Origin of the sequence: Streptomyces sp. SirexAA-E, from assembly GCF_000177195.2 — a bacterium.
Taxonomy (GTDB): domain Bacteria; phylum Actinomycetota; class Actinomycetes; order Streptomycetales; family Streptomycetaceae; genus Streptomyces; species Streptomyces flavovirens.
Window position 1 is genome coordinate 2,548,882 of sequence record NC_015953.1, and the last position, 12,611, is coordinate 2,561,492.

Here is a 12,611-nt window from a genome sequence, read left to right on the forward strand (position 1 = left end):
AGGGAGCGGTGTGAAGGTGTCAGCGAACGGCGGAGCTGTGTCCGGGAATCATCTTCCCAAGCCCTTACCCCCAAGGGTACGGCGCCACTCCTCCACTGCCCATCCCTCACAAAACGCATGCGGCATTGCAGGGAGCATGCCGGAGAAGGCCCCGTATGGCAATGCCGGATGCGTCGTACATCCAGCTCGCCGCCCGGGACGCGGGCCGTTTCCGGCACCCGCCGGCCGCGCCGCCCGGATCGCGTCGCGACGGCCGAATGCCTCGCGCGCCCCAGAGGCCCGACTGTCACAGCAAGCCATCGGCCGACTGCGCATCGTCCACCCTGTGGAGACATTACGGTCCATGGCGAGCTCGGGGGCGCACTGAAGCTCGTGCGGTCGAGGGAGGTGCGCCGGTCACATGACTGGATTCCGCGCACACAACCAGCGGTTTTCAGCCAACTTCGTCGACACCCCCATTTCTTGCCGTCATGGCCGACCAACCCACGTGCCACCAGGCAGGAATAGACCGCGCGGTACGCTTTGAACCGATGGGGACGGGCCATGATCATCGGGCCCGCTTCCCAGCGGGGCCCGTGAGTGGAACGCTTCGTGATCGAATGCTTCGCGCCAAGTTGCCTTGTCGACATAGTGGCCGTGGGGGAACGTGTCATGTCGGCAGCGCGGAACGCAGTAGATTCGATCTTGGGTATCGAGGACTGGGGACGCGTGCGAGACCGAGGGGAAACGTGCAGGTGCGACAGGCCCGTAAGGACCAGGGAGACGCGAACACCGAGGGGGGCTTAGCGTCATGAGCCAGGACTCCGCCACCGTCACGGAGGCCGCACGGAAGCTGACCGGGCGGCGACGCCGGGAAGTCGTAGCCGTACTGCTGTTCAGTGGTGGCCCTATCTTCGAGAGCTCCATCCCGCTCTCCGTTTTCGGGATCGACCGCCAGGACGCGGGAGTTCCCCGCTACCGCCTGCTGGTCTGCGGCGGCGAGGAGGGCCCGCTGCGCACCACGGGCGGCCTCGAACTCACCGCCCCGTACGGCCTGGAGGCGATCAGCCGGGCCGGCACCGTCGTGGTGCCCGCCTGGCGGTCCATCACCTCGCCGCCGCCCGCCGAGGCACTGGAGGCGCTGCGCCGCGCCCACGAGGAGGGCGCGCGCATCGTCGGACTGTGCACGGGGGCCTTCGTGCTGGCGGCCGCGGGCCTGCTGGACGGCCGCCCGGCCACCACACACTGGATGTACGCACCGACGCTGGCCAAACGCTATCCGTCGGTGCACGTCGACCCGCGTGAGCTGTTCGTCGACGACGGCGATGTGCTCACCTCCGCCGGCACGGCGGCGGGCATCGATCTCTGCCTCCACATAGTCCGCACCGACCACGGCACGGAGGCGGCCGGCGCACTGGCCCGCCGGCTGGTCGTGCCGCCGCGGCGCAGTGGCGGTCAGGAACGCTACCTGGACAGGTCTTTACCTGAAGAGATCGGTTCGGACCCGCTGGCCGAGGTGGTGGCCTGGGCGCTGGAGCATCTCCACGAGCAGTTCGACGTGGAGACGCTGGCCGCGCGTGCCTACATGAGCAGGCGGACCTTCGACCGAAGGTTCCGCTCGCTCACGGGCAGCGCACCGCTCCAGTGGCTGATCACCCAGCGGGTGCTCCAGGCGCAGCGGCTGCTGGAGACGTCCGACTACTCGGTCGACGAGGTGGCGGGGCGCTGCGGCTTCCGCTCACCGGTCGCGCTGCGCGGGCACTTCCGCCGCCAGCTGGGCTCCTCGCCCGCCGCGTACCGGGCCGCCTACCGGGCCCGTCGTCCGCAGGGCGGGGCGCTGGAGAGCGTCACCGCGGTCCTGGAGACGTCCGTCCCCGCCCAGGGCACGGCGTCGAACCGGCGGGCCGCTGCCGCGGCCTCCCTGGGCCCCTCCGCCGTGGCGGCCTCCGCACCGGCGCCGGGGAACTCCCCGGAGTCCCTGAGGCCGGCCGTGGAGGCGGACGTTCCCGGTCGCCCGACCCTGCCGGGGCAGCGGAGCGCCCCGTAGGGTGGGGCGCATGAACGACCGCATGGTGTGGATCGACTGCGAGATGACCGGGCTCTCGCTGGCGGACGACGCACTCATCGAGGTGGCCGCACTGGTCACCGACTCGGAACTGAACGTGCTCGGCGACGGGGTGGACATCGTGATCCGCCCGCCGGACGCGGCCCTGGAGACCATGCCCGAGGTGGTGCGGCAGATGCACACCGCCTCGGGCCTCCTCGACGAGCTCGCCGGGGGCACGACCCTGGCGGACGCCGAGGAGCGGGTCCTGGCCTACGTGCGCGAGCACGTGAAGGAGCCGGGCAAGGCCCCGCTCTGCGGAAACACGGTCGGCACCGACCGGGGCTTCCTCGCCCGGGACATGCAGTCGCTGGAGGGTTTCCTCCACTACCGGATCGTCGATGTGTCCTCGGTCAAGGAGCTGGCGCGCCGCTGGTACCCGAGGGCGTATTTCAACAGTCCGGAGAAGAACGGCAACCACCGGGCACTGGCCGACATCCGTGACTCCATCACGGAGCTGCGGTACTACAGGGACGCGGTCTTCGTCCCGCAACCCGGCCCGGACTCGGCCCGCGCCAAGGAGATCGCGGCACGCGTGTCGCAGCCCACCGGACAGTGACACCCCTGGTCACGGCCCTTTCCAGGCGCCGTGACCGGGCCCCGGGAAACGTGTGCGCGAGCACCCCCCGGGACCCTGTACACTTTTTCTCGGCCGGTCGGAAACGACCGGACGACATGGTGGGTATAGCTCAGATGGTAGAGCACCTGGTTGTGGTCCAGGATGTCGCGGGTTCAAGTCCCGTTACTCACCCTTGAAGATCAAGGCCCGACCTGTGAAAACAGGTCGGGCCTTCGTCGTATCCGAAACTTCGGGAACACCGCGGGACCACGCGGCGCCCTGGAGATGCGGTGCGACGTGCGGGCCGCCCGCTGCACCGACCGGCTGACCGGCATCGAGGGGCGCACGCGGGAAGGTGGTCGCCCCGGGGTCACAGCTCGCCTGGACGGCATCGAGGCAGCGCCTCGGATCGGTGCAGCACGAGCTCCACCCCCACTCGGGCGGCAGTCTCCGGGACGCGGTCGACCGGGTGGACGCTCGCACCCGGCACTTGACCGACACCACGTGAATGTCCCCGCCCTGGCTTCGGCCGGGGCGGGGACCCTTCCACGCTGTACCGTGCATTCACACCTTCTGGCGGGGGTCCACATGAACACATCCATCGGCGACCGCGTCCGGGCGCTCAGGGAATTCCGCGACATCACCCAAGACCAACTGGCCCAACGCTCCGGGGTGTCCGTCGACACCATCCGCAAGTTGGAGCAGGGCGTGCGGGAGTCCGCGCGGATCAACACCCTGCGGAATCTTGCCCGCGCGCTGGACGTCCAGCTCGAACGCCTCGTAGGACAGCCCACCGTGACTCGACAGCTCGCCGACGACGGCGGTCTCCTCGCCCTGCGCGACGCGATCCAGGACCCCGGGTCCCTCTCCGGCGTGCTGGGCGGCGAGGACCTCGAGGACCCGCCCGGCCCGGACGAGTGGGCACGGCAGGTGACGGCCGCCACGGCAACGTACTGGAGCGGCGGGTACTCCTCGCTCGCCGCCACCCTCCCCGGCCTCCTGCGTGACGGCCGAGCCACCGCACGGCAGCACGACCGCGAGGACGTGTGGACCCATCTCGCTCTCGCGTACCAGCTGGCCGCGTCCCTCTCCACCCAGTCCGGCCATCCCGACTGGGCATACACGGCGGTGGAGAAACAGTTGGCCGCTGCCGCGCGGGCGTCGGACCCGCTGCTCGAGGGCATGGGCGTCTCGACCCTGTCGTGGGTGCTTCTGCGGCAGGGCCGGTGGGAGCAGGCCCGAGACATCGCCGAGCGGAAGGCTGATGCCCTGGAGCCGCCCCGCCGCCGCGCCACGGCTGACCAGCTCGCCGTCTACGGGAACCTGCTCATCGCGGCCGCGACGCCGACGGCCCGAGGCGATCACCACGACGACGCGATGCAGCTGCTCAGGCTCGCCGAGTCAGCCGCCGTGCAGTCCGGTCCCGTCCGCGCCTACGGCACGGCGTTCAGCCCCACCGACGTCCGGACTCAGCAGGTGAACGTGGCGCTCGCCGGGACCGAGGGCCGGCCTGATGTGGCCCTGACGGCGGCGGCCGCCGTCGACCTGGACAGCATCAGCCGCCCGGTGCACTCTGCCTCGTACCGGGTGGACGTCGCGCAGGCCCGGTACCAGACGGGCGACAACACGGGCGCGCTGGAACTGCTCCTGGATGTGGAGGCCGACCAGCCGGAGTGGATCCGGTTCCAGACGGGCGCGGCGGCGACGGTGCGGGAAATGCTGGAGGCCGAGCGCCGACGCAACAGCACTCTGCGCGGCCTCGCATCACGGCTCGGTGTGGACCCCGCCCTGTGAGGTAGGACCTGTGAGGTAGGACGCGACGTCCTACCTCCCGGAGACGGGCTGCTCGACTGATGGGGTACGCCCCTGGGGTGTGATCGCGCGGACACTTAACGTGATCCTCACGAGCGTGGCGCCGGTCCCTCGTCAGGAATGACCGGCGCCGCATCCCATCCCACAGGGGGACGAGCGTGAGCGCCGACATGTCACAGAGAACCGACGCGCCCGGGTTGTCCCTGCCCAGCCCCATGACGCTGTCCGACGCGCAACAGCGCGGGGTGAGCTGCGTCTTCTGCGGGGCGCCGCTGTCGAACACGGCGGCGTGCGACCTCGGGCCCCGGCAGGTCGACGCGCACGGCTCGCTCGTCCTCTGGTTCCCGCGCTGCTGCCCCACCTGCCGACGGAGGCGGTCGTGAAAACGGCACGCGGCGCCGAGGCGGCGTACCAGACATGGATCGGACACACCTACGCCTGCGCCACCTGCCGCGCAGGCAGTCCCTGCACTTCCGCCACACACCTGGGCCGCGCCTGGCGGGCCCTGCTCCCACGCCGGACGCCGCCCCTCGACGCCGTCGGCCGGTTCACCCACACCGATGAAGGAGAGACGCACATGACGGACACCACGCACCCCACCTCCGCCGATGACGGCAAGCACGGCGGAAACCCCGCGCCGATCAAACCGTGGACCCCGCCGGCCCCGCCGAACCCGGACGGCAGCGGTCCCTCCTCGCACACCGGGGGCATGGCGTGAACACCACCCAGCAGCAGGCCCCCACCTATCCCGGATTGGTGCAGGATCTCGCCGACCGCGGGTTACTCACCGCCCACTGGCGCAGGGTGTGGGACGCCGTACCACGGTCCCGGTTCATCCCCCGCACGTCTGGCGGCAGCTCCCCGACCGGTGCGAGCCGGTCGTGACGGCAGAGGACTGGCTGGCCCTGGTCAACTCCGACGAGCCGGTCGTGATCCAGCTCGACGACGGGGCCGAGAGCGGGCCCGGTATCGCGACGTCGTCGAACAGCCAGCCGTCGATGGTGGCCCGCATGCTCGGGCTCCTGCACGTCAAGGACGGGCACCGCGTGCTGGAGATCGGCACCGCGTCCGGCTACGTGGCCGCGCTGCTCTGCGAGCGGCTCGGCGACGAGCAGGTCTACAGCGTCGAGATCGACCCCGCCCTCGGCGAGCAGGCCGCGGCCGCGCTCGAAGAGGCCGGGTACCAGCCGCATCTGCGCGTCGGCGACGGTGAGCAACCGTGGCCCGGCATGGGCCTGGTCGACCGGCTGATCTCCACCTGCGCCCTGCGGTACGTCCCTCACGCCCTGATCCGGCAGGTCCGACCGGGCGGGATCGTCGTCGCGCCGCTCGACCGCGACTTCTGGTCCGGTGCCCTGGTGCAGCTGTACGTCCAGGACGACGGCACCGCGCTGGGGACGTACTGCGGCGGCGCGTCGTACATGCCCATGAGGTCGCACCGCGCGATCGGCACCCACCAGGTCGACGCGGAGACCGGCCGAGCCCGAGGCGCCGGCCTCGACCCGGCGCAGACGCTCACCCTCGGGTTCGCCCTGTACGCCGGGGCGCGGCTCCCGGGTGTCCGACTGACGCACGAGGACGCCCCTGGCGGGGCCCGGGTGTGGGCGAGCCGCGAGGACGGCTCCGCCGCCACGGCGGCGACCGGCGAGGACGTGTGGCAGTACGGCCCCGGCCTCCTGTGGGAGGAGATCGAGCAGGTGTGGAGGGAGTACGTCGCGCTGGGTCAGCCGACTGCCGGTGAGTTCGGGTTGACCGTGACCGACCGGAGGCAGCAGACGTGGCTCCGGTCGCCGCTCCGGGTCGTCGAGCCGAGCAGGACCGCTCGCCCCTGACCGTGCGCAGGTGACGGCTCCGCGCACGTGCCGGCGGCCGGGGCTGCACCTCCGGACCGGATGGCCCGCATGGACCATGTGTGACCGGGCACGCGCCCGTGCAGGCCCTGCCGCGCACTCCCCCGACGCGGCAGGGCCCTCTCCCGAACGGCGCGACCTTGCCCTTGGCGGCGAGGTCGGACCACGCGCCGTCGAGGTCACGGAGGTCGGCACGGGGACCCGGCAGGCCACCGCCCGCGCCTTCGACCGAGGTCAGCGGGCGGCCACCGGCTCGCCCGCCGGCCGGCGGGTCCCCCGGGTCTCCAGGTGGGCGATCACCTGGGCGTGGAAGCGGTCCACCGCGTCGTCGACACTGCGGATGAACCCCGACTCGGCGTTGCCCCGGCCGTTGCCCATGCCCTTGAACAGGGAGAGGCGGAAGCCCGCGATGTCCGCGCCGTCCTTGGGGAGCAGGTTCCCCGGCTCGGGGCGCAGCCGCTCCAGCGTGCCCCGCGGGCCGGTGCCGCCGTCCACGAGCGTCTCGATGTGCAGGTCCGCGGGTGCGGCGGCGAGCTGCCGGACCAGCCGCTTGGCACGGCTGAGCGGATAGCCCTGTTCGGACGCGGCCACCTCGATGGACGTACGGAGCTTCCCGGTCCGCAGGTCGGCGGTGAGGGCAAGGATCCCCGGCGTCCCCTCGATGCGGAGCTCCGAGTGGAGCCTCCCCTGGGAACAGAGCTGGTCGGCGAGGTCCGCGCGGCGGGCCCGCGGATCGGACCCGCGCTTGGCGCGCTGGACGGGGAGCACCTTGTGTCCGAGCTCGCCGCCGAGCCTCAGGCAGACCTGGCGGACGAGCCTCTCCCAACTCTCGATGACCTCCATGGCCCGGGGGTCCCCCTGGCAGAGGGTCTCGTCGTCGATGCCCTTGCGGACGGGCACCCAGGCGGCCCCCATGTTCTGGAAACCGTGGCAGCCCGAGTGCTCGTGCTGGAGGTAGTGGAGCAACTCCTGGAGCAGCCACGCGTGCGTGGCGTTGCCCACCCCCTCGTGCCGGATCAGCATCTGCGCCTGGTGCGCGACCTCGGCCCAGGACAAGTGCCAGAGCGCCACCTTGTGCTTGCGCCGGCCGTCGATCCTGACGTCGACCAGCGGGCTGCCCTCCAGCGCCACGTCGTTGGAGAGGGTGATGACGGCCTCGTAGCCGCGCCGCGCGGCGATGTCCATGTAGGCCTGCACCTGGTCCGGCCTCAGGGCGTTGCCGTTCGTCTTCGTCTCGACCAGGGCGGTCCACAGCTTGCCCGCCCGCTCCACCCGGATGACGCCGTCCGGTCGCCGGGGGGAGTCCCCGTGCGGCAGCGAGACCTCCGTGAACGTCTCCATGCGTCCGGCGGGCGCCCCGAATCCGGCGGTCAGGCGCCGCCCGAACTCCGGTACCTGGGTCATCACCGACAGCAGGACCGAGGTGGCGCGCGTCTCGCGCTCGCGGTCGTTCTTGAGCGCGGAGAGCGGGAACAGCCGGGCCGTCCGCCAGGAGTCGTTCTCCGCCAGCGTCTTCTTCGCGGTCCTGGGGAGTGTGACCTTCTTCCTGGCCGTGCGCGGCCTGGCCCGCGGCTTCGGCTCCCCGGACGCCGTCGCCCCGGTGCCGGCGAGGACGGCCGGCCCGGGTTCCGGTGCCCGGGGCGAGGGCAGCGCCGGCAAGGGACCCTCCCGCCGGCCGGACGCCTCCGACACGTCCCCGTCCGGCGCGCCCTGGTCCGGCGCGTCCCGGTCCGGCGCGTCCGCGCCCGGGGTTTCGCCCGCCCCCTCCGCCCCTGCGTCGTCGTCGATGTCGACACCGAAGTCCGTCGCCAGGCCCGCCAGCCCCGACTCGTACCCCTGGCCGACGGCCCGGAACTTCCAGGCGCCGTCCCGCCGGTAGAGCTCACCGAAGATGCAGGCGCTCACCGCGCCGGCGTCCTCGATGGAGAACTGGACCAGGCTGTCGCCCGAACCATCGGCCAGAGTCAGATGGAGATCGTTGAGATCCCCGAACCGCGCGCCCCCGTAACGGCTCGCCGCCACGACGACCCGCTCGACCTCCGGCGGCACGGCGTCCAGGTCGAAGCTGATGCGGTCCTCGTCGCCGTCGGCCGTCGGAGTCTTGCCGAGCAGCTGCACACTGCCGTTGCCGACGACCGGGTTGTTGTAGAAGCAGAAGTCGGCGTCGCTGCGCACCTTGCCGTTGCCGTCGAGCAGGAGGACGGAGACATCCGCGTCGCCCTCCCCGGTCGGGCTGCTCCAGCCCAGACTCATCACGACGGACCCGACGTTCTCGCTGAGGGCGGCCAGACCGACGTTGGCACCCTTGATCATCTTCTGCATGCGGCCCCCCAATGCACTGCCGGGCAGGAACACACACGGCAGATCGTTGCGTGGCGATGTGCGGTGCGTCACACACATCGCCGTACTCGGGGGAACCCTAACGTCCGGGCAGCCTGCCCATGGAGAAGTGGTGAAAGTTTTGCTCTTCCTGTAAGCGCGGACCCGCCGCCGGTCAGGACGACTCGCGGACCACCAGTTCCGTGGGGAGCACGATCCTCGGGCGCTCCTCGGTGCGGCCCTCGGAGCGGTGGGCGATCTCCTGGAGGAGGACGCTGGCCATCACGCGGCCCATCTCCTCGATCGGCTGGCGGACGCTCGTCAGCGGCGGGTCCATGTGGCGGGCCACAGCGGAGTCGTCGAAGCCGATCAGGGCCACGTCGTCCGGGATGCGGCGGCCCGACTCGCGCAGCACGTGGCGGGCGCCCGCCGCCATGACGTCGGAGGCTGCGAACACCGCGTCCACGTCGGGGCGTCGGGCGAGCAGTTCACGCATGGCGCGGGCGCCGCCCTCCTCGCTGAAGTCGGCCGGTGCGATGAGCCGTTCGTCCGGGTCGAGCCCCGCCGAGGCCACGGCCTTGCGGTAGCCGTCGAGGCGGCGCTGGGCACCGTAGACGTCGAGGCGTCCGGTGATCGTGGCGATGGTGCGGCGGCCCCGCGATATGAAGTGGTCGACCGCCGCGCGGGCTCCCTCGAAGTTGTCCGAGTCGACCGAGGGCAGGGTCTCCGCCGCGTGCCTGCGGCCGCTGATCACCGACGGCATCCCGAGCTGTTCGAGCAGGTCCGGCAGCGGGTCGTCCGCGTGCACGGAGACCAGCAGCACCCCGTCGACCCGGTGCGCGGTCAGGTACTGGGCCAGCCGCCGGCGCTCGCGGTCGTTGCCCGCGAGGGTCAGCAGCAGCTGCATCTCGGTGTCGGCGAGGGCCGCCCCGACCCCGCGCACGATGTCGGAGAAGTAGGGCTCGGCGAAGAAACGGGTCTCGGACTCGGGGACGACGAGGGCGATGGCGTCCGTACGGTTCCCCGCGAGCGCGCGGGCCGCGCGGTTGGGCACGTATCCCAGTTCGGCGACGGCCGCCTCGACGGCTTCGCGCGTCTGGGCGCTGACGCGCGGGGAGCCGTTGATGACGCGTGAGGCCGTGCCCCGCCCCACCCCGGCACGTGCCGCTACCTCTTCGAGCGTGGGCCGCCCGCCACTCCGTACTCGCGCTGCCGCCATGGCTGCCTCCCGTTCGCGGTCAATTTCTCACAGCCGGATACCCAAACCAAGTCCCGCTGTCCGATCCCTTGACACTTGTGCGGACCGATCGGCCGCTCCGCAGCGCCACACTTCTTGGGAGCGCTCCCAACCCTACGGGGTCACTATGACGAACAGGTAAGAAGGGCAGGCGGACGCGCGCACGACGAAGAGCGGGACCCGGCCCCCCGGCCGGGTCCCGCTCCCTGTGACGGCCTCGGTCAGACCGTGCCGTCGCCCGGCGGCAGGGCGTGGCGGCGGATCACGTCGGAGTACCAGTGGGCGCTCGCCTTGGGGATGCGGCGCTGCGAGGCGTAGTCCACGTACACCGCGCCGAAACGCTTCGAGTAGCCGTACGCCCACTCGAAGTTGTCCATCAGCGACCACAGGAAGTAGCCCCGGACGTCCGCGCCGTCGGCGACGGCCCGGCGTACGGCGTCGAGGTGGCCGTGCAGGTACGCGATGCGCTCGGGGTCCTCGACCTTGCCCTCGGGCGAGACGTAGTCGTCGAAGGCCGCGCCGTTCTCGGTGACCATCAACGGCAGCCCCGGGTGGTCCCGGTGGACGTCCATGAGGAGGTTGTAGAGCCCGTCGGGGTCGATCGACCAGTCCATCGCGGTGCGCGGCTTGCCCTCGGCGAGGTGGAAGGCGACGTGTTCGGAGCCGGGCCACGGGGAGTGGTCGCTGGCGCCGTGGGCGTCGCTGCGCGCGTAGTCGGCGCCTTCCACCGGCGTGGAGACCAGGGTCGGTGTGTAGTAGTTGATACCGAGCGCGTCGACGGGACGGGAGATGGTGGCGAGGTCGCCGTCCTTGACCAGCTTCGACCAGTCGACCAGGTGCGAGGTGTCGGCGATCAGGTCCTCGGGGTACTCACCGCGCAGCATCGGGCCGGTGAAGACGCGATTGCCGAGGGCGTCGATCCGGCGGGCGGCGTCCACGTCGGCCGCGCTGTCGGTGAGCGGGCGGACCTGGTGGAGATTGAGGGTGACCGAGGTCTGCGCGGCAGCGGGGAGTTGGGCGCGCAGAACCTCGATCGCCCGGCCATGGGCGAGGTTGAGGTGGTGGGCCGCCTGCAGCGCCGCTGCGGGCTCGGTGCGGCCGGGCGCGTGCACGCCGGAGCCGTAGCCGAGATAGGCCGAGCACCAGGGCTCGTTGAGGGTGGTCCACATGCCGACGCGGTCGCCGAGCGCGCCGGAGACGATCGCCGCGTAGTCGGCGAACCGGTCCGCGGTAGCGCGCTCGGGCCAGCCGCCGGCGTCCTCCAGCTCCTGGGGCAGGTCCCAGTGGTAGAGGGTGGCGACGGGCATGATGCCCGCGTCGAGCAGCTCGTCGACGAGCTTGCGGTAGAAGTCCAGGCCGCGTTCGACGGCGGGGCCGCGGCCGGTGGGCTGGACCCGCGACCAGGAGACGGAGAAGCGGTAGGCCTTGAGCCCGAGCCGCTTCATCAGGGCGACGTCGTCGCGGTAGCGGTGGTAGTGGTCGGCGGCGATGTCGCCGGTGTCACCGTTGCGGACCTTGCCGGGGGTGCGGCTGAAGGTGTCCCAGATGGACGGCGTCCGGCCGTCCTCGGCGGCGGCACCCTCCACCTGGTAGGAGGCGGTGGCCGCGCCCCAGAGGAAGCCCGTGGGGAAGTCCGTTGCCTCGGGCGCCTGCTGGGGGGTGGTGTCGGGTCGTACTGCAGTCATGCGGGAGCGCTCCCATGGGTTGACGAACGTGGACGGGAAGAGCGGGGGACCCCGGTGCCCGTACGGCCTGTGGTCAGGTACAGGCCGTACGGGGCGGCCGGGGTCGGACCGGACAGGGACGGGCGGGCCCAGGGGTCAGCCCTTGACGGCGCCGGACATGATGCCCCCGACGATCTGCTTGCCGAAGATGACGAAGACGACGAGCAGCGGCACGGTGCTGATCAACGCACCGGCCATGATGATGCTCTGGTCGGGGACGTAGGAGGCACTCAGCTGGCCGAGGGCCACCTGCAGGGTGGGATTCTCCTGGTTCAGCGCGAGGTAGGGCCAGAAGAAGTCGTTCCACGTCTGGACGAAGGTGAGCATGCCGAGCACCATCATGGCCGGACGGGCCACGGGAAGCACGATGCTCCACACGATACGGAGGTTGTTCGCCCCGTCCATCCTGCCCGCCTCGATGAGCTCGTACGGCAGCGCCTCCAGCAGGTACTGGCGCATGAAGAACACGCCGAAGGCGCTCACCAGGGTCGGGAAGATCACCGACTCCAGCTGACCGCCCCAGCCGATGTCGGCCATCATCATGAACAGCGGTACGACGCTCAGCTGCGGAGGGATCGTCAGGGTGGCGATGACCATCGTCATCAGTGCCCCGCGGCCCTTGAAGCGCATCTTGGCGAAGGCGTAGCCCGCCAGGGTGCAGAAGAACAGGGTCGCGGCGGTGATGCAGCAGGACACGATGAACGTGTTGAGGATCGCCGTGCCGAGGTGGGCCTGCTCCCAGGCCGCTTGGAGGTTGTCGAACAGTCTGCCGCCCGGGATGAGGGGCGGCGGCGTGTCCAGCACCTCGTCCTGGGTGCGGGACGCGGTGACGAGCGTCCAGTACAGCGGGAACAGCGACCCGAGGCCGACGACCGCCAGGGCGACGTAGGCGAAGGGGCCGGCGTGGTGCTGGCGGCCCGCGCCCGGCTTGAAGCGGCGGCGGATCGGCGGTTCGGCGCGGCGGACGGCGCCCTTGGACACGTCGCGGTGGTCCGGGGTGGTGATGGGGCTGGTGGTGGTCATGGAT

At 71.3% G+C, this 12,611-nt stretch carries 9 protein-coding genes, 1 tRNA gene and 1 pseudogene; 7 read left to right on the forward strand and 4 right to left on the reverse strand.

The genetic code is table 11. The annotated features are described in order from the left end of the window. Positions 1-790: 790 nt before the first annotated feature. From SACTE_RS11245 to SACTE_RS11275, 7 genes and pseudogenes are all read left to right on the forward strand, one after another. Positions 791-2,026, forward strand: coding sequence for a helix-turn-helix domain-containing protein (locus SACTE_RS11245; protein ID WP_014046155.1), 1,236 nt, complete (start codon positions 791-793; stop codon positions 2,024-2,026). 10 nt (positions 2,027-2,036) lie between these two features. Beyond that, entirely contained in the window at positions 2,037-2,642 is a 606-nt protein-coding gene (gene orn, locus SACTE_RS11250; protein ID WP_014046156.1) for an oligoribonuclease, read from the forward strand. Between the two features lie 119 nt (positions 2,643-2,761). After that, positions 2,762-2,834 (forward strand) — tRNA-His (locus SACTE_RS11255). Positions 2,835-3,230: 396 nt separating this feature from the next. After that, the gene (locus tag SACTE_RS11260) at positions 3,231-4,436 is read left to right on the forward strand and encodes a helix-turn-helix transcriptional regulator (RefSeq protein WP_014046157.1); all 1,206 of its coding nucleotides are present in this window, start codon (positions 3,231-3,233) and stop codon (positions 4,434-4,436) included. 188 nt (positions 4,437-4,624) lie between these two features. Continuing rightward, positions 4,625-4,837: a hypothetical protein gene (locus SACTE_RS11265; RefSeq protein WP_014046158.1), complete on the forward strand. Its 213-nt coding sequence runs from the start codon at positions 4,625-4,627 to the stop codon at positions 4,835-4,837. A 194-nt stretch (positions 4,838-5,031) separates the two neighbouring features. Beyond that, on the forward strand, positions 5,032-5,172 hold the full coding sequence (locus SACTE_RS34975) for a hypothetical protein (RefSeq protein ID WP_226995158.1): 141 nt from the start codon (positions 5,032-5,034) through the stop codon (positions 5,170-5,172). Further along, a pseudogene (locus tag SACTE_RS11275) lies at positions 5,169-6,286 on the forward strand (methyltransferase domain-containing protein). Before SACTE_RS34975 ends, SACTE_RS11275 begins: the two are co-directional and overlap by 4 nt. Positions 6,287-6,538: 252 nt before the next feature. On the opposite strand, the gene SACTE_RS11280 reads toward SACTE_RS11275, so the two are convergent. The 4 genes from SACTE_RS11280 to SACTE_RS11295 form a co-directional block, all read right to left on the reverse strand. Further along, positions 6,539-8,617 (reverse strand): TerD family protein, encoded by a 2,079-nt coding sequence (locus tag SACTE_RS11280; RefSeq protein ID WP_161151181.1) that lies wholly within the window; start codon positions 8,615-8,617, stop codon positions 6,539-6,541. 181 nt (positions 8,618-8,798) lie between these two features. After that, positions 8,799-9,842, reverse strand: coding sequence for a LacI family DNA-binding transcriptional regulator (locus tag SACTE_RS11285; protein ID WP_014046161.1), 1,044 nt, complete (start codon positions 9,840-9,842; stop codon positions 8,799-8,801). 239 nt (positions 9,843-10,081) lie between these two features. Further along, positions 10,082-11,545: a GH1 family beta-glucosidase gene (locus SACTE_RS11290; protein ID WP_014046162.1), complete on the reverse strand. Its 1,464-nt coding sequence runs from the start codon at positions 11,543-11,545 to the stop codon at positions 10,082-10,084. Positions 11,546-11,680: 135 nt separating this feature from the next. After that, the gene (locus SACTE_RS11295; RefSeq protein ID WP_014046163.1) at positions 11,681-12,607 is read right to left on the reverse strand and encodes a carbohydrate ABC transporter permease; all 927 of its coding nucleotides are present in this window, start codon (positions 12,605-12,607) and stop codon (positions 11,681-11,683) included. Positions 12,608-12,611 lie beyond the last annotated feature (4 nt).